Raw genomic sequence first — 19739 nt, 5'->3', positions numbered from 1 at the left:
CTATCGGTCTAGCCGACCAGTTTCACATCGGCCCAGGCTTCGATCATCTGGCGGATGTCGTCGAGATTGGCGCTCTCGCCCAGTTCGTAGGTACCGGCCTGTAACATGCCGCGGACCACGCCCGCCAGCAACATCGGCGCGCCGGCATTGATGCCGAGCTTGGTGCCCAGGCTCACGTCCTTCAGCATCAGACCGATGGCGAAGTTCGAGGCTTCCGTGCCCTCCAACAGCGCCGGCAGGGTGCGCTCGGTGGCACCGCTGCGGCCCGACGACTTGTTGACCACGTCCGAGATGGTTTGCAGCGACAGGCCGTATTTGCGGCCGACGGCCACCGCCTCGTACATCGCCAGCCGGTTGCAGGCGGCGATGGTGTTGTTGACGATCTTCACCACATGGCCGTTGCCGACATCGCCGCAATGCATGACATTCGGGCTGATCGACAGGAAATAAGGCTTCACCTTCTCGAACGCCTCCAGCGGGCCGCCGACCATGATGGCGATGGTGCCGGCATCGGCGCCCGCCGGGCCGCCGGAGACCGGGGCGTCGATCAGGGTCACGCCGCGCTCGGCCAGTTCGGCGGCCATGGCGCGGGTCTCGTCCGGATCGCCGGAGGTCTGGTCGACGACGATCTTGCCGGGCTCCAGCCCCTCGGCCAGGCCACCGGGGCCGAAAATCGCCTCACGCACATTGGCCGAGCGCGGCAGGCAGGTCAGGACGATGTCGCAGGCCTGGGCCAGCGCCGCGCCGTTCTGGGCCGGGATAGCGCCCTTGTCGACAAAGCCCTGCACCACGTCCGGGCGCAGGTCCAGCACGTGCAGCTTGTGGCTCAGCATCAACCGGCGGGCGAGCGCGCCCCCCATGGCCCCGAGGCCGACATAACCGATTTCCATGAAGCGTTCCTCCGTTGCAATCGCGGGGCGGCCTGCCGGGCGGCACGCGGCCCCGAAGCGTTGCGGCAACTGTAGCGGATCGGCGCCGCTTGTCATTACGCCAGCCGCGGGCATGCGGTCGCGACCGGGCCGAAGCGGCGATGTTCTCGGTTGACCGGGAGACCCGCAATCGGCTGTATCTGCGCCAATACCAAATCGTTCATCACAATCGAGGATGCTGTCCCATGGGGTTCGACTACGCCGCCCATTTCCGCAAGGGCCTGCCCGCGCCCGCGCCCGCGCCGTTCAAGGGCTTTCCGCCGTTTTATTTCGTCGGCGGCAACAACGCGCCGGAATCGCTGCCGGTGCCGGACCTGATCGCCGCCGCCACGCGCGCGCTGGAGAAAGAGGGCGCCAACCTCGCCATCTACAATCTGATGACCGGCCCGCAGGGCTATCGCCCGCTGCGCGAGTGGATCGCCGGCCGCCTGAAACGCTGGACCGCCATCGAGTGCTCGGCCGACGACATGATCGTCACCACCGGCTCGCTCCAGGCGCTGGACCTGGTGCACCAGGTGCTGCTGGAGCCGGGCGACGTAGTGGTGATCGAGGGCGGCACCTATGGCGGCACCATGACCCGGCTGAAAGGCGTCCAGGCGGAATATGTCGGCGTCGCCATGGACGATGACGGCATCATCCCGGCCGAGCTGGAGAAAGTGCTGGGCCAGATCAAGGCGGCGGGCAAGCGCTGCAAATACGTCTACACCATCCCGACGGTGCAGAACCCGACCGGCACGGTCATGAGCCTGGAGCGACGCCACGCCATCCTCGACATCGCGCGCAAGCACGACATCATGATTTTCGAGGACGACTGCTATGCCGACCTGACCTGGTCCGGCACACGGCCGCCGGCGATCCGCTCGCTCGATACCGAGGGGCGGGTGATCTATTGCGGCACCTTCTCCAAGTCGATCGCGCCGGCGCTGCGGGTCGGCTATCTGGTGGCCGACTGGCCGTTCATCGCCCAGGCGCTGCCGCTGAAGACCGACGCCGGCTCGGGCGCGCTGGAACAGGTGACGCTGGCCGAGTTCTGCACCGCGCAGTTCGAGGACCATGTCGGCAAGCTGGTCGGCCTGCTCAAGACCAAATGCGACGCCATCCAGGAGGCGCTGCACGAGAATTTCGGCACCGCCGCCGAATTCCGGGCGCCGGAAGGCGGCATTTTCATCTGGGTCACCCTGCCGAAGGAGGTGGATTCGAGCGCGCTGGCGGTGGCTGCCGCCAAAGAAGGCATCGCCATCAATCCCGGCCGCGAATGGGTGGCCGATCCCGAGACCGGCAAGCACTCCTTCCGCCTCTGCTTCGGCCAGCCCAGCGTCGAAACGATCCGCGAGGGCGTTGCCAAGCTGGCGGATGTCTGCCACCGCGAATTCGGCGTGCCGGTGCGCTCCGGCAACGTGCAGCGCTAGCGCCGTCTTTCCCCGCACCCGACGTGCCGGAAATGGCCCGGCGCGTCGGGTGCGGTTTTTGCAATCTTGCCTTCCGGGACCCGCCTCATGCCCCATGACGAAAAACTGGCCGAACTGGAGCGCCGCCGCGCCGAGGCCCTGGCCATGGGCGGCGCCCGCAAGCTGGAGGCACGGCGCAATGCCGGCGTGCTGAACGCGCGCGAGCGCCTGGCCTATCTGCTGGACGACGGCTCGTTCCTGGAGGCGGGCCTGCACGCCTACTCCATCCGGCCGGAAACCCGGGACAAGTCCGCGGCCGACGGCAAGATTGCCGGCTATGGCCGCGTGGACGGCCGGCCGGTGGCGCTGGTCGCCAACGATTTCACCGTGCTGGGCGCCTCGTCCAGCCAGGTGAACATGAAGAAGATGGGCCACATGAAGCGCACGGCGCGCGAGCGGCGCATGCCGCTGGTGCTGCTGGGCGAAAGCAGCGGCGGGCGCATGCCGGACCGCATGGGCGCCTCCGGCCGCGCCACCATCGGCCAGGACCGGGAGGAATACCGCCGCACCCGCGAAACCCCCTGGGTCTCGACCCTGATGGGGCAGAGCTATGGCTCGTCCACGTGGTACAGCGTCATTTCCGACGTGGTGTTCGCCCGCAAGGGCGCGGTGATGGCGGTGACCAGCCCACGCGTCACCTCCATCGCCATCGGCCAGGAGATCACGCCGGAAGCCCTGGGCGGCTGGAAGCTGCACACCGAGGTCACCGGCCTGGTCGACCAGGCGTTCGACACCGACGAGGAGGTGCTGGATGCCGTGCGCACCTTCCTCTCCTACCTGCCCTCCCATGCCGGCGAGCCGCCGCCCCGGGCCGAGCCGAAACCGGCCGGCGGCGAGCAGGAAAAGCTGCTGGAGATCGTGCCGGAGGCGCGGCAGCGCGTCTACGACATGCGCCGCGTGCTGCGCACCCTCGCCGACGAGGGCAGCGTGTTCGAACTGAAGGCGCGCTTCGGCCGCGCCGTCGTCACCGCGCTCGCCCGGATCGAGGGGCGGACGGTCGGCTTCCTCGCCAACAACCCGTTGCAAAAGGGCGGCGCCATCGACCCCGACGCCTGCGACAAGGCGGTGAGCTTCATCGTCCTTTGCGACAGCTTCAACATCCCGCTGGTCTCCCTGGTCGACCAGCCGGGCTTTTTCATCGGCCTGGAGGGCGAGCGCAAGCGGGCGCCGGGCAAGATCATGAACTGGATGAACGCGCTGGCGCAGGTGACCGTGCCGCGGTTCAGCGTCATCGTGCGCAAATCGTTCGGGCAGGCCTATCTCAACATGGGCGGCGGCCGCAACGCCGACGAGGTGCTGGCCTGGCCGACCGCCGACCTGGGCTTCATGGAGCCGCGCCTGGCCGTCAACGTGCTGCACGGCGTGCGTGCGGAGGACGACCCGGACCGCTTCGCCGCGCTGGCCGCCGAGCTGGACCGCGACACCGAGGCCTGGGACCTGGCCGGTCTCTACGAAGCCCAGTACGTGATCGACCCGCGCGAGACCCGCGCACACCTGGCGCGACTGCTGGAGGTCTATCAGGGCAAGCCGGTCGGCGAGCACCTGCTCGCCAACTGGCCGACCACGTTTTAAGGGGGCTCGGCCCAACTCAAGGGGGCCCAACTCAAGGGGGCTCGGCTTAAGGGCGCTCGACTTAAGGGCGCTCGGCCCGACGGCATCGGGGCACCCGCCCCTTGCCGTCCCCCTGAGACGGCGATTCCCGGAACGGCGTTTGGGCCGTGGTCGGAAGCCTCGCCATGCGTTTTGCTACCGGTCGCGATAGGCGAACGGGCCGGCGCGCTCGTAGAGCCAGGGATATTGTTTCACCATCATCGCCACGCGGTTGAGCCGGAAGGCCAGCAGGCCGATGCCGCAGAGGATCACCGCATCGGCCAGATAGCCGGTGGCGCTCAGCATGGTGCCGTCGAACAGGGCATAGACGAAAAAGCGCGACGCGATGGCCAGCAGCAGACCATAGGCCACCACCTGCCAGAGCGGGCGCCAGGTGCGGGCGATGGCCTGGCCGGTCATGAAGGCCGCGCCGCCGGCCAGCACCACCACCAGGCCGATATAGACCGGCACCGATGTGCCGAGGACTGCCTGCATCAGTGGCCCCCTTCCAGATACGCCGCCCGCACCTCTTCGTTGGCCAGCAGGTCCTGGCCGGTGCCGGACAGCGTGATGATGCCGTTCACCATCACATAGCCGCGATGGGCGAGCCGCAGGGCGTGATAGGCGTTCTGCTCCACCAGGAACACGGTCATGCCGGTTTCCCGGTTGACGGTGCGGATGGCGTTGAAAATCTGGCGGACGATGATCGGCGCCAGGCCAAGCGACGGCTCGTCCAGCAGCAACAGTTTCGGCTCGCTCATCAGCGCGCGGGCGATGGCGAGCATTTGCTGCTCGCCGCCGGACAGCGTGCCGCCCCGCTGCGAGCGCCGCTCCGCCAGGCGCGGGAACAGGGTGAAGGCCGCATCCAGGTTGCGCGCGTAATGGGCCTCCGGCGCGGTGATGGCGCCCAGTTGCAGGTTTTCCAGCACGGTCATTTTCGGGAAGATCCGCCGGCCCTCGGGCGCATGCGCCACGCCGCGGCGGACGATGGTGAAGGTCGGCTGGTGCGTGATGTCCTCGCCTTCGAAGCGGATCGTGCCGTGGCGGGCCTGGGGATTGCCGCAGATCGTCATCAGCAGCGTCGACTTGCCGGCGCCGTTGGCGCCGATCAAGGTCACGATCTCGCCCCGTGTGACGGTCAGGTCGATGCCATGCAGCGCCTGGATGTTGCCGTAATAGGTCTCGACCCCCTCGATTTCCAGCAGCAGCTCGCTCATCGCTTCGCCCCCTCGGATGCGGTGGCGGCTTCGTCGTCTTCCTCGTCGTCGGTGCCGAGATAGGCGCGGATCACGGTCGGATCGTTGCGCACGAAATCGGGAGAGCCATCGGAAATCTTGCAGCCATAATCCAGCACAACGATATGGTCCGAGATTTCCATGACCACGCTCATGTCGTGCTCGATCAGCAGAATGCCGATGCCCTGCTCGTTGCGGATGCCCTGGAGCAGCACGTTCAGGTCATAGCTTTCCCGCGGGTTCAGGCCGGCGGCCGGCTCGTCGAGGCACAGAAGCGATGGCCGCGTGCACATGGCCCGCGCGATCTCCAGCCGGCGCTGGGCGCCATAGGGCAGGTTCTGGGCGTCCCAGTCGGCCCGGTCCGTCAGGTTCACCTTGTCGAGCCAGTAGCGCGCCTGCTCCACCGCGGCCCGCTCGGCGGCCTTGTAGGACGGCAGGCCGAACAGGCCGGCAAAGGTGAATTTCGAGGCGCGCATCAGCGGCCCGTGCTGGGCGACCAGCAGGTTCTCCAGCACGCTCATCCGGCCGAACAGCCGGATATTCTGAAACGTGCGGGCGACGCCTGCATGGCGGGCAATGTCGAACCCCTGCATGCGTTCCAGCAGGTGTTCCCGACCGTCGCGGCGCAGGGCGAGGCGGCCGACCGTCGGCTTGTAGAAGCCGGTCAGGCAGTTGAACACCGTGGTCTTGCCGGCCCCGTTCGGGCCGATAATGGCGGTGATCTCGCCGTCGGCGGCCGCGAACGACAGGTCGTCGATGGCGGTCAGGCCGCCGAAGCGCATGGTGAGATGCTCCACCTGGAGCAGCGGCGGGCTCATCGTCGCCCTCCCAGCAAAATGCTGGGCTGGCGTCGGTGCACCAGACCCTGCGGCCGCCAGACCATGATCAGCACCATGCCGGCGCCGAAGAACAGCATGCGGTATTCCTGCAACTCGCGGAACCATTCCGGCAGGCCGATCATCACCACCGCCGCGATCACGACGCCGACCTGCGAGCCCATGCCGCCCATGACGACGATGGCCAGGATGATGGCGCTTTCGATGAAGGTGAAGCTTTCCGGGCTGATAAAGCCCTGGCGCGTCGCGAAAAAGGCGCCGGCAAAACCGCCGAACATGGCGCCGGTGGCAAACGCCGACAGCTTGATCGCGGTCGGGTTCAGGCCCAGCGCGCGGCAGGCGATCTCGTCCTCGCGCAACGCCTCCCAGGCCCGGCCGATGGGCAGGCGGCGCAGGCGCAGCGTCACCCAGTTGGTGATCAGCGCCAGGATCAGGATCAGATAATAGAGGAAGATCAGCCGGTGCATGGAGGAGTATTCCAGACCGAATACCTCGTGAAACGCCGGGTCGCCGCGGCGGGAGAACTCCATGCCGAACAGGCCGGGGCGGGGGATGTTGGAGATGCCGTCCGGGCCGCCGGTGACATGATACCAGTTCAGCAGGATGATGCGGATCATCTCGCCGAAGCCCAGTGTGACGATGGCCAGATAGTCGCCGCGCAGGCGCAGGACGGGAAAGCCCAGGATCACGCCGAACATGCAGGCAAACAGGCCCGACAGCGGCAGCGCCATCCAGAAGGTGAAATCGGCGTGCATCGCCAGCATGGCGAAGGAATAGGCGCCGATGGCATAGAATGCCACATAGCCGAGATCCAGCAGCCCGGCCAGGCCGACGACGATGTTCAGCCCCCAGCCCAGCATCACGTAAATCAGCACCAGGGTGGCGAGATCGACGACGGTGCGGTTGGCAAAGGGCAGGAAGGGCAGGACGACGGCAAACAGGATGCCGGCAATGGCGATCCCGGTGATGGCACCGTGGAACCGCTCGCCCAGGGCGGCGGCACCGCGCCCGAGGACGCCGGGCTCGCCCGCCCCCCTGCGCGAGCGCCAGGCGATCAGCAGCAGGCGGCCGACGAAGACCACCGCGCCCGCCGCCGGCACCCAGGCCATGCGGGTGTCGATCCCCAGGCTGGCGCCTTGCTCGACGGTGCGAAAGCCGACCAGCGGCAGGGCCAGGATCATCGCCAGGACGGCGGCAAGCCCGGCCTCCTTCAGCGCGCTTTGCACCGCCATCAGACCTTCTCCACTTCCGGCCGGCCCAGCAGCCCGGTCGGGCGGAAGATCAGCACCAGCACCAGGATGGCGAACGCGGCGACGTCCTTGTACTCGGTGGTGAAATAGCCGGCCCAGAACGCCTCGATCAGGCCGATCAGCAGGCCGCCCAGCATGGCGCCCGGCAGCGAGCCGATGCCGCCCAGCACCGCCGCCGTAAAGGCCTTCAGCCCGGCCAGGAAGCCGATGAAGAAGTCGATGACGCCGTAATACATCAGGAACATCATGCCGGCGATGGCGGCCAGCCCCGCGCCGGTGACGAAGGTCAGCGAGATGGTACGGTCGACATCCACCCCCAACAGCCCGGCCATGGTCCGGTCCTGCTCGCAGGCGCGCTGCATGCGGCCGAAACTGGTGCGCTCGATCAGCAGCCAGAAGGCGATCATCAGCCCGGTGGTCAGCGCGATGATCAGGATCTGCATATAAGAAAGGACGACCGTGAAGCCGTCCCGTTCCATCAACTCGATGCCGCCCGATATCAGCGGCTGCAGGGTTTTCACCCGTGCGCCCTGCAACAGTTGCACATAGTTCTGCAGGAAGATCGACATACCGATGGCGCTGATCAGCGGCGCCAGGCGAAACGAGCCGCGCAACGGCCGGTAGGCGATGCGCTCCACCGTCCAGCCATAGGCGGCGGTGAAGATCATGGCGGTCGCCAGCATGATCAGCAGCAACAGCGGCACCATCGTGATGCCGGTGGCCGAAACCGCGAGGAAGGCGATCAGCGCCACGAACGCGCCGATCATGAACACTTCGCCATGCGCGAAATTGATCATGCCGATAATGCCATAGACCATGGTGTAGCCGATGGCGATGAGCCCGTAGATCGACCCGAGTGTCAGGCCGTTAATCAACTGCTGGGCGAAATACTCCATATCGCGCCAAATCCCTGTCCCGTTTTGGAGCAGTGCCGGGCCGACTTGACCGTCGCCTCCGGCCATCGGACACATTGTGTCGAACACATTACGTGTTAGCGGTTCTGGCGGCATTTCCCAATGTTTTGTTGTCGCGAAGCCCGTTTCCCAGGACTAAGGTCGTGTGCGACGGGGAAAGGGCTTGCATGACCGGGGCGGGGTGTGGTCAGCAAACCGGCAAACACGGCGTCAACCCCAAAAGAAAGCATCGGACCGATGACCCAATCCCCCGCCAAGTCTTCGAAACTGCCCTCGTTCGATTGGGCCGACCCGTTGCTGCTGTCCAGCCAGCTCTCCGAAGACGAGCGCATGGCCTATGACATGGCCAAGCGCTTCGCCGACGAGGAATTGCTGCCGGGCGTGCTGGAGGCGAACCGCAACCAGACCTTCGACCGCGCCATCTATCGCAAGTTCGGCGAGGCCGGCTTCCTCGGCATCGCGCTGGAGGGCTATGGCTGCCCCGGTGGCAGCGCCGTCATGTACGGCCTGGTCGCCCGCGCGGTGGAAAGCTGCGACAGCGCCTATCGCAGCGCCATGAGCGTGCAGTCCTCGCTGGTGATGTATCCGATCCACAGCTACGGCACCGAGGACCAGAAGGAGCGCTTTTTGCCCAAGCTCGCCTCCGGCGAGTTCGTCGGCGCCTTCGGCCTGACCGAGCCGGACCACGGCTCCGACGCCGGCGGGCTCAAGACCCGGGCGAAGAAGGTCGACGGCGGCTATGTGCTGAACGGCGCCAAGATGTGGATCACGTCGAGCCCCATCGCCGACGTGTTCGTGATCTGGGCCAAGGACGAGAACGACGACATTCGCGGCTTCATCGCCGAGCGCGGCATGGAGGGCCTGTCGACGCCGAAGATCGAGGGCAAGTTCTCGCTGCGCGCCTCGCCGACCGGCGAGATCGTGATGGACAACGTGTTCGTGCCCGATGCGAACTACATGCCGAACGCCCGTGGCCTGGGCGGCCCGTTCGGCTGCCTAAACAAGGCGCGCTATGGCATTTCCTGGGGCGCGATGGGCGCGGCCGAGACCTGTTTCCACGCCGCCCGCGACTACACGCTGAACCGCAAGGCCTTCGGCCGGCCGCTGGCCGCCAACCAGCTGATCCAGAAAAAGCTGGCGGACATGGAGACGGAAATCGCGCTCGGTCTGCAAGGCTCGTTGCAGGTGGGCCGGCTGATGGACCAGGGCCAGGCGGCGCCGGCGATGATCAGCCTGATCAAGCGCAACAATTGCGGCAAGGCGCTGGACATCGCCCGGGTCGCCCGCGACATGCATGGCGGCAACGGCATTCACGACGAATACAATGTCGTGCGTCACATGATGAACCTGGAAGCCGTGAACACCTATGAGGGCACGCACGACGTGCACGCCCTGATCCTGGGCCGGGCCATCACCGGCCTCCAGGCATTCTACGGCTAGGGCGGTTGCGTCGCCCCTTCCGCGTGAAGGGCGGGGCGCAGGCCCAATTCGAACCGCATGGGCCCTGGAGCGGTTTTTTCGCCGGCGCACCACCCCATCCTCCCTGTCCCCGCGGAGGCGGGGACCCATGCCTGAGAGACAAATACAGAGCCCGCGTCCTTGTGAGAAGCTCTCAGGCATGGGCTCCCGCTTGCGCGGGAGATGGGGCGGAAGAGAGGGGTTCAATCCGCACCGAAAGCGCCCCAGGTGCGGAACGGGGCGGCGGCCGTCGCCGCCCCTTGCCCTCAGGGCCGGATGCCGAAGCGGCGCGGCCCCGGATCGCGCAGCGGTGCGGCGAGGTTGGCGAACTCCTCCAGCAGGCCGCGGGTCTTGCGCGGGTCGACGATCTCCTCGATCCAGAACCGTTCGGCGGTGCGGAAGGGCGAGCGCAGCTTTTCCAGCCGGTCCTCGATCCGCACCAGTTCCGCCGCCGGGTCGTCCGCCGCGTCCAAGTCGGCGCGATAGGCGGCCTCGATGCCGCCTTCCAGCGGCAGCGAGCCCCAGAAGCCGCTCGGCCAGGCATAGCGGGTGTGGTAGCGGCCCACCGGCACGTGCGCGCCACCGGCCACGCCGAAGGCGTTGCGCACGACGATGGCGCACCAGGGCGTGGTCGACTGGTTGACCGCCGCCATGGCGCGCACGCCGTGGCGGATGGTGCCGGTCTCCTCCGCCTCCTTGCCCACCAGGAAGCCGGGGCAGTCGGCCAGATAGACCACCGGCAGGTGGAAGGTCTCGGCCAGGTCCACATGGCGGATGATTTTCTGGCAGGCATCCGCGGTCCAGGCACCGCCATAGTGATAGGGGTCGCTCGCCATCAGCGCCACCGGCCAGCCGTCGATCCGGGCCAGGCCGCAGATGATCGAGCGGCCGAAATTCGGCGCGATCTCTAAGAACGAGCCGGGATCGACCAGCCGTTCGACGATCGGGCGCATGCGATAGGCCTGGCGCCGGGCCTTGGGGATGGCGGCGGCCAGCGGTTCCTGGTCCGCGGCCGGCACCGGCTCGGCCCTGGGCGGCGCCTCGTAGACCGAGTTCGGCAGGTAGGAGAGGAAGCGTCGCGCCGCCTCGAACGCCTCGGCCTCGGTGTTGACCGCATTGTCGACGCCGCCGGCGCGGGTCTGGATGCGCCAGCCGCCGAGTTCCATCTTGGTCAGGTCCTGGCCGATGCCTTTGACCACCGGCGGCCCGGCGACGAACATGGCCGAGGTGTCCTTGGTCATGACCGAGAAATGGCTGGCCGCCATGCGCGCCGCCCCCAGGCCCGCTACCGAGCCCAGGCCCAGCGCCACGACCGGCACCGTCGCCATGTTGGTCGCCATCAGGTCGAAGCGGCTGGACGAGCCCTGGCCGCCCGGCAGGTTGGCCCGGCCCGTGGTCTCGATCGTGCGCACCGAACCGCCGCCGCCGGAGCCCTCGATCAGGCGGACGATGGGCAGGCGCAACTCGTTGGCCATTTTCTCGGCCAGTTGGGGCTTTTCCTTGATGGTGGCATCGGCCGAACCGCCGCGCACGGTGAAATCGTCGCCGCAAATTACCACCGGCCGGCCGGCCATCTTCGCCCGGCCGAACACGCAGTTGGAGGGGGTGAGCTTGACCAGGTCGTTGTTGGCGTCGTACTCGGCCTTGCCGGCAATGGCGCCGATCTCGTGGAAGGAGCCGGCATCCGCCAGTTGCTCCACCCGCTCGCGCACGGTCAGACGGCCGCCGTCGTGCTGGCGCTTGACCTTGTCGGCCCCTCCCATTTCCCGGGCCATTGCCTCGCGACGGGCCAGTTCCTCAAGTTCCGGTTCCCACGACATCGGCTTTTCCTCTCGAATTGTATGCAATTTTGGGCATTTCTGCGGTATTCTAGCCGTGCAATGCGTTCTGGCCACACCGCTTTTGCTTAGCCATGCAGCAATCGCATAGCTGGCAGGCGATAATTGCTCTGCATTTCACCACGGTTTTCGGCAACTATGCCCGTGCGTTGTCGATTGACAACTTAGTTCGGTCATCTTCGCCGCGTTTCGCGGCGCGATCCGGACGCGTCTCCCAGACGTTAAGCCTCCCTGTTCTGACTTGGCCGGGCCGCTCCATGAGCGCCCGGCCACTTCTTTTTCGGGTGGGCCGGACGCCTTTTGGGGATGGGCCTGACCTCGGGCCGAGCCGGGCTTCCGCGCTGAACTGTGCCACCGGACTGGCGGCGAATCCTTGCTATCTTTATGGTGTAAGTGGCCGACCGGGGGTCGGCGTCCCGGATGACGAGGAACAGCGCGCCCATGTACACGCAGAGCATCGACGGTTGCATGGCCGCGGCCATCGGCCCCGCTGGCTTGTCGGAGGAGGCGTTGCAGGCCTGGGTGCAGAAGGCGGCGCCGGGGCTGGCGCGGCTGCGCACCGGCCATCGCGACGGCTCGATGCCGCTGGTGCAATTGCCGGAACGGCGCGACGACATTCCGATGATCGAAAACCGGGCGGAATACCACCGCGGCCGCGCCGACACGGTGGTGGTGCTGGGAACGGGCGGCTCCAGCCTGGGCGGGCAGGCGCTTTACGCCCTGGCCGATGCCGGCTTCGGTCCCAGCGGCGATTCCCCCCGCATCGTGTTTCTCGACAATGTCGACCCGCACACGTTCGACCACCTGTTCCGCTCGCTCGACCTGGCCCGGACCGACTTCCTGGTCATTTCCAAGTCCGGCGGCACCGCCGATACGCTCGCCCAGGCGATGATCTGCCTGGAAGCCCTGCTGGAGGGCGAGGACGAGGCCGTCGCGGCCGAGCATTTCACCGTCATCACCGAGCCCCGGCCGTCGCCCCTGAGCCATCTGGCGCAGCATTACGGCATGGTGGCGCTGCCGCACGATCCGGCGGTGGGCGGGCGGTTTTCGGCCCTCTCTGTCGTGGGCTTGCTGCCGGCTGCCATTGCGGGGCTGGACCCGGCGAATATCCGCGGCGGCGCGGAGCCGGTGATCGCCGAGCTGCTGACCGGCGACCGCTGCGCGCCCGCCATCGGGGCGGCGGTGCAGTGCGCGCTCGCCAAGACCCGGGACGTGCGCACTTCGGTGCTGATGCCCTATGGCGACCGGCTGGCCGATCTGGGCCTGTGGTACCGGCAATTGTGGGCGGAATCCCTCGGCAAGGGCGGGGAAGGCACGCTGCCGGTCCGGGCCGTGGGCGCCGTGGACCAGCACAGCCAGCTGCAACTCTATCTGGGCGGGCCGCGCGACAAGGTCTTCACGCTGATCCAGACCCCGGTGGGCGGCACCGGCCGGCGCATGCGCACGGCACTGGCCGGCGACACGGGCGCGCTCGACTATCTGGACGGGCGCACCATGGGCGATCTGCTGGATGCGATGCAGCGGGCGACGGCGGAAACCCTTGTCCAGAACGGCTGTCCGACCCGCGTGCTGACGCTGGACCGGGTCGACGAGGCCGGTATCGGCTCGGTGATGATGCATTTCATGGCGGAAACCATCATCGCCGCCGGCATGCTGGACATCGATCCCTTCGACCAGCCGGCGGTGGAGCAGGGCAAGGTGCTGGCGCGCCAGTATCTGAGCGCGACGCCGCCGCGCCGCTGAGAGGGACGGGATGACCATCCGGCTGCTGCCCGAAGTCCTGGTCAACCGGATCGCCGCCGGCGAGGTGATCGAGCGGCCGTCGGCGGTGGTCAAGGAACTGGTGGAAAACGCGCTCGACGCCGGCGCCTCGCGCATCGAGGTGGCGATCCGCGACGGCGGCAAGGCGCTGGTCAGCGTGCGCGACGACGGTTGCGGCATGAGCCGCGGCGACCTGGAACTGGCGGTGCAGCGGCACGCCACCTCGAAACTGCCGGACGGCGACCTGGTGCATATCCGCTCGCTGGGGTTTCGGGGCGAGGCGCTGCCGTCCATCGGCGCGGTCGCGCGCCTGACCATCGCCTCGCGCACCGCCGACGCCGACGCGGCGTGGACCATCGCCGTCGAGGGTGGACGCGTGGGCGCGCCGCAGCCGGTGGCCCAGGGCCGGGGCACGCTGGTGGAGGTGCGCGACCTGTTCTTCGCCACCCCTGCCCGGCTGAAATTCCTCAAGACCGCGCGCGCCGAAAGCGGCCAGGTGCAGGACCATCTGCGCCGCCTCGCCATGGCCGCGCCGGCGGTCGCCTTCAGCCTGCGCGACGAGACCCGCGAGGTGCTGAAATTCCCCGCCTGCGCCGGGCCGGACGCCCGCGCCGACCGGCTCGCCGCCGTGCTCGGCCGCGATTTCCGAGCCAATGCCGTGCCGGTGGACGCGGCGCGCGAGGGGCTGCGCCTCTCCGGCCTGATCGGCCTGCCCACCTATCACCGCGCCACCACGGCGAGCCAGTATCTGTTCGTGAACGGCCGGGCCGTGCGCGACCGGCTGCTGCTGGGGGCGCTGAAGGGCGGCTATGAAGATATGATCCCGCGCGGCCGCCATCCGGCCGTCGCCCTGTTTCTGGAGGTCGACCCGGAAGCCGTGGACGTGAACGTGCATCCGGCCAAGGCGGAGGTCCGCTTCCGCGACAACGGCATGGTGCGCGGCCTGCTGGTGGCGGGCGTGCGCCAGGCGCTGGACGCCGCCGGCTATCGGGCCGCGGCCACCGTGTCGACCGCGGCGCTGGGCGCGTTCCGGCCGGGCGGCGGGATAAGTGGCGCGATGGCAAGTGGCGGGGCGGCGAGTGGCGGGGGGCGGGCCCCGGTCGCCAGCCTGTTCGCCCGGCCCGCCTATGCCGAGCACCCGTCCCTCGCCGTGGCGGAGCGGGCGGCCGCGTTCCAGGCGCCGCAGCCGGTGCCCGGCAGCCCGCTGGCCGCGCCGGACGCGCGCCCGGCGGCCATGGAGGCGGGCGACGACGCCCTGGCCGATGCCCTGGCGGGAGAGGCCGAGGCGTTTCCGCTGGGCGCCGCCCGCGCGCAGTTGCACGGCACCTATATCGTCGCGCAGACCGGCGACGGCGTCGTCATCGTCGACCAGCATGCCGCGCACGAGCGTCTGGTGCTGGAGCGGATGAAAAAGGCCCTGGCCCAGGGCGGCGTCGCCCGGCAGGCCCTGTTGCTGCCGGAAGTGGTGGAGATGGAGCCCGCCGCCGCCGACCGGCTCGCCGACCGCAGCCACGAACTGGCGGAGCTGGGCCTGGTGATCGAGGCGTTCGGCCACGGCGCCGTCGTGGTGCGCGAGACGCCGGCCCTGCTCGGCCACACCGACTGCGCCGCCCTGCTGCGCGACCTGGCCGACGAACTGGCCAGTTGGGATTCCACCCACGGCCTGCGCGAGCGGCTGGATGCGGTCTGCGGCACCATGGCCTGCCATGGCAGCGTCCGCGCCGGGCGCTCCCTGAATGCGGCCGAGATGAATGCGCTGCTGCGCGAGATGGAGGTGACGCCGCATTCCGGCCAGTGCAATCACGGCCGGCCCACCTATGTGGAACTGAAACTCGCCGATATCGAGCGCCTGTTCGCCCGGCGCTGAGCCGTGTTCCCCGCTGCATGGCCCCGCCGCATGGTCAGGCGGCCGGCGCCTTTGTATGCTCTGCCGAGCGTCATCGAATTCCCGCGTGCAAGGACACCGCATCATGACAGAGCGCCTCGGTTTCATCGGTTTGGGCGCCATGGGCGCGCCCATGGCCAAACGCCTGCTGGGCGGCGGCTATCCGCTGCTGGTGTTCGATCAGAACCCGAAAGCGGTGCAGGCCCTGGTCGAGGCCGGCGCCGAAGCCGCGGCCTCGATCAAGGACGTGGCCGATCGGGTGGAGTGCGTGCTGGTCAGCCTGCCGACGCCGGACGTGGTCAAGGCCGTCGCGCTCGGCGAGGGAGGCGTGGCCGAGGGCAGCCGCGTCAAGACCTTCATCGACCTTTCCACCACCGGCCCGCGCATGGCCCAGACCATCGCCGAGGGCCTGGCCGGGCACGGCATCGCCCAGATGGACTCGCCGGTCTCCGGCGGCGTCGGCGGTGCGGAGAAGGGCACGCTCGCCGTCATGGTGGCGGGGCCGGAGGCGCTGTGGCAGCGCTACCAGCCGGCGCTGGCGCACATCGGCAAGCCGTTCTTCGTCGGCGAGACCGCCGGCCACGGCCAGATGATGAAGCTGCTGAACAACTATCTCTCCGCCACCGCCATGGTCGCCACCGCCGAGGCGTTCGTGGTCGGTGCCAAGGCCGGGCTCGACCCGGACGTGATGGTGGACGTGATCTGCGCCGGCAGCGGCATGAACACGGCCGTGCGCGACAAATTCCCGAAATCGGTGCTGACCCGCACCTTCGACTACGGCTTCCGCACCGAGCTGATGCACAAGGACGTGAAGCTGGCCATCGAGGAGGCGGAGGCGCTGGGCGTGCCCATGTGGGTCGGCCAGCCGGTGCGCCAGTGGTGGAGCTATGCCCTGAACCGAGGCGGCTCCGGCGAGGACTTCACCCATCTGGTGCGCTATATGGAGGAGCAGGCGGGCGGCGTCGAAGTCCGTTCGCGCCGCAACGCGCCGAAGGAATAGCTCTCCCCCGACGCACGCAGGGCGCCCTGGCGGGAGGTCCCGGCTCGAACCCGCCTCGCGGCGGTTCCGTCCGGGAAAGCTCTTGGGCAATCGCCCCGCTTTCCCGGCGGGCGCGAAGCGGCCGGCCGGGATCTCCTCCAGTCGGGATCTCCGACCGGGGAGTGCCGCGGCCGCCCGCTCTGTCTCCGCCGGGCGTTTCCCCAACGCTCGGAGGTCTCCCCGGCTGGAGGTCCCGGCTCGGGCCCGCCTGGCGGCGGTTCCGGCCGGGAAAGCTCTTGGGCGATGGCTCCCCACCGCCGGTGCGCTATCGACGCAGTGGCACGCCGCTTTCCCGGGCGTAGCATTGCCCAAAGGTCGAATACCCCGGAGGACAAGCCCATGAAAGTCGGAACCGATATCAGCGTCCTGGCCGAGCCCGGTCGCCCAGATGCCGCCGTGCTCTCGGACCATCTGCAACTGGCCGATCTGGCTGAACCGTTGGGCTTCGACTCGCTGTTCGGCCTGGAGCACCACTTCACCGGCTATTCGATGTCGCCGGCGCCGTTGCAGTTGCTCAGCTATTACGCGGCCAAGACCAGCCGCATCACGCTCGGCACCTGCGTGATCGTGCTGCCCTGGTACGACCCGATCCGGGTGGCGGAGCAGATCGCCTATCTCGACCTGCTCTGCGGCGGGCGCTGCATGTTCGGCTTCGGCCGGGGGGCCGCGACGCGCGAATACGAGGGCTTCCGCATCCCGATGGAGGAAGCCCGCCCCCGTTTCGCCGAGGCGGCGCAACTGGTCACCACGGCGCTGCGCGAGGAGGAATTCTCCTGGGACGGCGAGTTCTACAAAATCCCGAAAACGTCGATCCGGCCCCGGCCGATGTCACGGCCGGAGACGCGGTTCTACGCCTCCTCCGTCAGCCCGGAATCGGCGGAGATCATGGCCAAGCTCGGCTTCGGCATGATGGTGATCATGCAGAACGAATGGAACAAGGCCGCGGCCGACATCCAGACCTATCGCGACATCGCCACCAGCGTCGGCCACACGCCGACCCCGCCGGTGATCCTGACCAACGTCTCCTGCGCCCCCAGCCGCGCAGAAGCGCACGAGCGGGCGATTCAGTATCTGGGCGCGAAATGGGACAGCATCGACGCCCACTACAATTTTTCCGACGGGCACCTTTCCACCGTCAAAGGCTATGAGTCCTACGGCAAGACCGCCAAGACCTATGCCAAGATGAAGGACCCCGAGGCGCGCCGGAAAATGACCGAGTTCTATGTGTCGATCCAGATCGTCGGCACGCCGGACGACTGCCTGCAACAGGTGGGCGAATTGCAGCGCCTGACCGGCACCGACCACATTGTCTGCGACTTCTCCTATGGCCGCATGCCGCATCACGAGGCGGAGTTGAACATGCGCCTGTTCGCGAACGAGGTGATGCCGGTGCTGCAACGGGACGCCGCCTTCAAGGGGCCGACGCAGAAGCCGGTGCTCAAGGGCCAGGCGCACGAGGACGTGTTCGCGCCGGCCTGATCCGCCACGCTGTCGGAAGCGGGGAACGACAACCAGAATGCAGGAAGGAACCAACCCATGGACTGGCAAGGCAAGGTGACCGTCGTCACCGGCGGGGCGTCGGGCATCGGCGCTGCCTGTTGCCGCAATTTCGCGGCCCGCGGCGCCAAGGTGGTGGTGGCGGACCGCAACGGCGACGGCGCCAAGGCGGTGGCCGCCGAATTCGGCGGCCTCGGCATCGGCTGCGATGTCGGCCGCGAGGACGAGGTCGACGCCCTGGTCAAAGCGGCGGAAGCGCGGTTCGGCCCGGTCGACGTGTTGTTCAACAATGCCGGCATCAATTCCGGGCGCGAACTTCTGAACACGCCGCTCTCGGTGTGGGAGGATCACTGGCAGGTCAATGTCATGGCCCATGTCTATGCGGTGCGCGCCGTGCTGCCGGGCATGCTGGAACGCGGCTCCGGCTATCTGATCCACACCGCCAGCATGGCCGGTATTCTGATGTCGAACGGCAACCTGCCCTACACCGTCTCCAAGCACGCGGTGGTGGGGCTGGCGGAGTATCTGGCGGTGACGCACCACCACCAGGGCATCCGCGTCTCGCTGCTGGCGCCGCTCGGCGTGCGCACGCCGATGCTGGGCGACCCGAGCAAGCCCTTCGCCCGCAACGCCGTCGGCCCGGTCAAGGAGCCGGAGGACGTGGCGGAGATGGTGGCCAAGGCGGTCGAGGACGAGCGCTTCCTGATCCTGACCGACGACCTGGCCCAGAAGTGGATGGAAGGCAAGACCAACGATATGGAACGCTGGCTGCGCGGCATGCGCCGCCTGGCCGAGAAGATCGAAAGCGAGGGCGGGCGCGACCCGGAATAGCGGAGCCTGTACCCCGGACGGTGCGGAGCGCCGATCCGGGGCCGGCGTCATCCTTCGAACACCGTCGCCGCCTGTGTTCGCGAGATACAGCGGCCCCGGATGACGGCTCCGCCGCCTCCGGGGTACAACAACCGCCGCGACCGTTGCTGTTACCCCAGCAACCGCGCCCGCAATTCCGCCTCCAACTCCGCCCAGCTCTCCGCCTGGTGGTGGGCGGTGGGGATATGGCCCTGGAGCGCGCGCAGACGCGGATGGCTGGAAAAGTGGAGCCGGTGCACGGCCTCGGCATGCTCGGCGACGCTCTCGTGGTGGTGGCCGATATCGTCGACAAAGGCGGTGGCGGCGCCGGTCCGGCCTGCCAGCGCCCGCACGGTCGGGCCCTTCAGGCCGGCATTGGCGACGATGGGATAGGCCATGCCGTGCCGCGCCAGCGCCCGCGCCCGGTCGGCCCGCTGCGCCAGCGGCAGGTTGGAGAGCACCAGCACCTGCACCCCGTCGCGGCTCAGCGCCGCCAGCGCCGCGGCGGCGCCGGCCACCGGCGGAATGGCCTCGGTGCGTTCGGCGAAAAACGTGTTGATCAGGTCGCGCACCTCGGCCGGCGACAGGGCGGAGTGATCGTGCGGCCGGCGGATATTGCCGGTGAGCGCAAACGTCTTCCAGTCGTAGTAATGGCCGTTTTCCTCGACGAAGCCGACAAAGGCGCGCATGAAATCGAACAACACCTCGTCCGCGTCCGAAATCAGCAGCGGGCGGTGCGGGTCCAGGGCCAGGTCGGTCAGTTGCGGGGCGACGTCGGGGTGCAGTTCGCTCATCGGTCGGGGTCTCTCCGGGGGCTGGGTCGGGTGGTGATCCAGACCGAGACCGCGGCCAGACCGGCTCCGATCAGGATCATGGCCCAGACAGGCAGGGCGTTGCGTTGCACGAGGCCGATCATGGCCAGCGCCATGAAGGTGACGGCCATGATCTTGGCCCAAAGCGGAATGGCGCCGTGCTGTTGCCAGTCGCGGATCAGCGGGCCGAACCAGCGATTGCGGTGCAACCAGTTGTGGAAGCGCTCGCTCGACCGGCCGAACGCCCAGGCGGCAACCAGCAGGAAGGGCGTGGTCGGCAGCAGCGGCAGCAGCACGCCGAGGGCGGCCAGCCCGACCGCCGTCCAGCCGAGGGCGATCAACGCCCAGCGGGCCGGGGCGGAGAGAGGTCGGTTCATGATGGGGACACGCGTTCCGTC

The 19739-nt window shown here is 68.2% G+C and carries 17 protein-coding genes; 8 read left to right on the top strand and 9 right to left on the bottom strand.

Features of this window, described 5'->3' with window-relative positions; all coding sequences use genetic code 11:
* Nucleotides 1-8: 8 nt before the first annotated feature.
* Complete coding sequence (locus H6844_05240) at nt 9-890, bottom strand: NAD(P)-dependent oxidoreductase (GenBank protein ID MCB9928808.1); 882 nt, start codon at nt 888-890, stop codon at nt 9-11.
* A 224-nt stretch (nt 891-1114) separates the two neighbouring features.
* Between H6844_05240 and H6844_05235 the strand changes: the two genes are divergently transcribed.
* Nucleotides 1115-2338, top strand: a complete 1224-nt coding sequence (locus H6844_05235) for a PLP-dependent aminotransferase family protein (GenBank protein MCB9928807.1) — start codon at nt 1115-1117, stop codon at nt 2336-2338.
* An 87-nt stretch (nt 2339-2425) separates the two neighbouring features.
* Nucleotides 2426-3949 (top strand): methylmalonyl-CoA carboxyltransferase, encoded by a 1524-nt coding sequence (locus H6844_05230; GenBank protein MCB9928806.1) that lies wholly within the window; start codon nt 2426-2428, stop codon nt 3947-3949.
* Between the two features lie 174 nt (nt 3950-4123).
* Here the strand turns inward: H6844_05230 and H6844_05225 are convergent, their stop codons facing one another.
* The 5 genes from H6844_05225 to H6844_05205 are packed head-to-tail and all read right to left on the bottom strand — an operon-like array spanning nt 4124 to nt 8184.
* Nucleotides 4124-4462, bottom strand: a complete 339-nt coding sequence (locus H6844_05225; GenBank protein MCB9928805.1) for a hypothetical protein — start codon at nt 4460-4462, stop codon at nt 4124-4126.
* The gene (locus tag H6844_05220; protein ID MCB9928804.1) at nt 4462-5184 is read right to left on the bottom strand and encodes an ABC transporter ATP-binding protein; all 723 of its coding nucleotides are present in this window, start codon (nt 5182-5184) and stop codon (nt 4462-4464) included. Before H6844_05220 ends, H6844_05225 begins: the two co-directional genes overlap by 1 nt.
* Nucleotides 5181-6020: an ATP-binding cassette domain-containing protein gene (locus H6844_05215; protein MCB9928803.1), complete on the bottom strand. Its 840-nt coding sequence runs from the start codon at nt 6018-6020 to the stop codon at nt 5181-5183. Before H6844_05215 ends, H6844_05220 begins: the two co-directional genes overlap by 4 nt.
* Nucleotides 6017-7270: a high-affinity branched-chain amino acid ABC transporter permease LivM gene (gene livM / locus H6844_05210; GenBank protein MCB9928802.1), complete on the bottom strand. Its 1254-nt coding sequence runs from the start codon at nt 7268-7270 to the stop codon at nt 6017-6019. The genes H6844_05215 and livM overlap by 4 nt, the downstream gene beginning before the upstream one ends.
* On the bottom strand, nt 7270-8184 hold the full coding sequence (locus H6844_05205) for a branched-chain amino acid ABC transporter permease LivH (GenBank protein ID MCB9928801.1): 915 nt from the start codon (nt 8182-8184) through the stop codon (nt 7270-7272). The genes livM and H6844_05205 overlap by 1 nt, the downstream gene beginning before the upstream one ends.
* 255 nt (nt 8185-8439) lie before the next feature.
* Between H6844_05205 and H6844_05200 the strand changes: the two genes are divergently transcribed.
* Nucleotides 8440-9642: an acyl-CoA dehydrogenase gene (locus tag H6844_05200; GenBank protein MCB9928800.1), complete on the top strand. Its 1203-nt coding sequence runs from the start codon at nt 8440-8442 to the stop codon at nt 9640-9642.
* Nucleotides 9643-9926: 284 nt separating this feature from the next.
* On the opposite strand, the gene H6844_05195 is transcribed toward H6844_05200, so the two are convergent.
* Nucleotides 9927-11480, bottom strand: coding sequence for a methylmalonyl-CoA carboxyltransferase (locus H6844_05195; GenBank protein MCB9928799.1), 1554 nt, complete (start codon nt 11478-11480; stop codon nt 9927-9929).
* Between the two features lie 459 nt (nt 11481-11939).
* On the opposite strand from H6844_05195, the gene H6844_05190 reads away from it, so the two are divergent.
* The 5 genes from H6844_05190 (at nt 11940) to H6844_05170 (ending at nt 18511) form a co-directional block, all read left to right on the top strand.
* Entirely contained in the window at nt 11940-13241 is a 1302-nt protein-coding gene (locus H6844_05190) for a glucose-6-phosphate isomerase (GenBank protein MCB9928798.1), read from the top strand.
* Nucleotides 13242-13251: 10 nt separating this feature from the next.
* Nucleotides 13252-15126 carry a DNA mismatch repair endonuclease MutL gene (gene mutL / locus H6844_05185; protein MCB9928797.1) on the top strand — a complete coding sequence of 625 codons (1875 nt, stop codon included), beginning with the start codon at nt 13252-13254 and terminating at the stop codon, nt 15124-15126.
* A gap of 55 nt (nt 15127-15181) precedes the next feature.
* Entirely contained in the window at nt 15182-16144 is a 963-nt protein-coding gene (locus tag H6844_05180; protein ID MCB9928796.1) for an NAD(P)-dependent oxidoreductase, read from the top strand.
* 378 nt (nt 16145-16522) lie between these two features.
* Nucleotides 16523-17662 carry an LLM class flavin-dependent oxidoreductase gene (locus H6844_05175; GenBank protein ID MCB9928795.1) on the top strand — a complete coding sequence of 380 codons (1140 nt, stop codon included), beginning with the start codon at nt 16523-16525 and terminating at the stop codon, nt 17660-17662.
* Nucleotides 17663-17719: 57 nt separating this feature from the next.
* A complete protein-coding gene (locus H6844_05170) occupies nt 17720-18511 on the top strand; it encodes an SDR family oxidoreductase (protein MCB9928794.1) in 792 nt (263 codons plus the stop codon).
* Nucleotides 18512-18660: 149 nt separating this feature from the next.
* Here H6844_05170 and H6844_05165 read toward each other — a convergent pair whose 3' ends face one another.
* Both H6844_05165 and H6844_05160 read right to left on the bottom strand, forming a co-directional pair.
* A complete protein-coding gene (locus tag H6844_05165) occupies nt 18661-19323 on the bottom strand; it encodes a hypothetical protein (protein MCB9928793.1) in 663 nt (220 codons plus the stop codon).
* Nucleotides 19320-19718 carry a YbaN family protein gene (locus tag H6844_05160; GenBank protein MCB9928792.1) on the bottom strand — a complete coding sequence of 133 codons (399 nt, stop codon included), beginning with the start codon at nt 19716-19718 and terminating at the stop codon, nt 19320-19322. The genes H6844_05165 and H6844_05160 overlap by 4 nt, the downstream gene beginning before the upstream one ends.
* Nucleotides 19719-19739: the final 21 nt, after the last annotated feature.

Source organism: Alphaproteobacteria bacterium, from assembly GCA_020638555.1.
GTDB lineage: Bacteria > Pseudomonadota > Alphaproteobacteria > Bin95 > Bin95 > JACKII01.
The sequence above is the reverse complement of the archived record's forward strand: the minus strand, read 5'-3'. Positions and strand labels throughout refer to the sequence as shown.

Coding starts and splice junctions, on each gene's coding strand:
- H6844_05175 (MCB9928795.1), top strand. CDS start 16,523: ATGAAAGTCGGAACCGATATCAGCGTCCTGGCCGAGCCCGGTCGCCCA.
- H6844_05215 (MCB9928803.1), bottom strand. CDS start 6,020: ATGAGCCCGCCGCTGCTCCAGGTGGAGCATCTCACCATGCGCTTCGGC.
- livM (MCB9928802.1), bottom strand. CDS start 7,270: ATGGCGGTGCAAAGCGCGCTGAAGGAGGCCGGGCTTGCCGCCGTCCTG.
- H6844_05205 (MCB9928801.1), bottom strand. CDS start 8,184: ATGGAGTATTTCGCCCAGCAGTTGATTAACGGCCTGACACTCGGGTCG.
- H6844_05190 (MCB9928798.1), top strand. CDS start 11,940: ATGTACACGCAGAGCATCGACGGTTGCATGGCCGCGGCCATCGGCCCC.
- H6844_05160 (MCB9928792.1), bottom strand. CDS start 19,718: ATGAACCGACCTCTCTCCGCCCCGGCCCGCTGGGCGTTGATCGCCCTC.
- H6844_05220 (MCB9928804.1), bottom strand. CDS start 5,184: ATGAGCGAGCTGCTGCTGGAAATCGAGGGGGTCGAGACCTATTACGGC.
- H6844_05170 (MCB9928794.1), top strand. CDS start 17,720: ATGGACTGGCAAGGCAAGGTGACCGTCGTCACCGGCGGGGCGTCGGGC.
- H6844_05195 (MCB9928799.1), bottom strand. CDS start 11,480: ATGTCGTGGGAACCGGAACTTGAGGAACTGGCCCGTCGCGAGGCAATG.
- H6844_05165 (MCB9928793.1), bottom strand. CDS start 19,323: ATGAGCGAACTGCACCCCGACGTCGCCCCGCAACTGACCGACCTGGCC.
- H6844_05180 (MCB9928796.1), top strand. CDS start 15,182: ATGCTCTGCCGAGCGTCATCGAATTCCCGCGTGCAAGGACACCGCATC.
- H6844_05240 (MCB9928808.1), bottom strand. CDS start 890: ATGGAAATCGGTTATGTCGGCCTCGGGGCCATGGGGGGCGCGCTCGCC.
- H6844_05200 (MCB9928800.1), top strand. CDS start 8,440: ATGACCCAATCCCCCGCCAAGTCTTCGAAACTGCCCTCGTTCGATTGG.
- mutL (MCB9928797.1), top strand. CDS start 13,252: ATGACCATCCGGCTGCTGCCCGAAGTCCTGGTCAACCGGATCGCCGCC.
- H6844_05235 (MCB9928807.1), top strand. CDS start 1,115: ATGGGGTTCGACTACGCCGCCCATTTCCGCAAGGGCCTGCCCGCGCCC.
- H6844_05230 (MCB9928806.1), top strand. CDS start 2,426: ATGCCCCATGACGAAAAACTGGCCGAACTGGAGCGCCGCCGCGCCGAG.
- H6844_05225 (MCB9928805.1), bottom strand. CDS start 4,462: ATGCAGGCAGTCCTCGGCACATCGGTGCCGGTCTATATCGGCCTGGTG.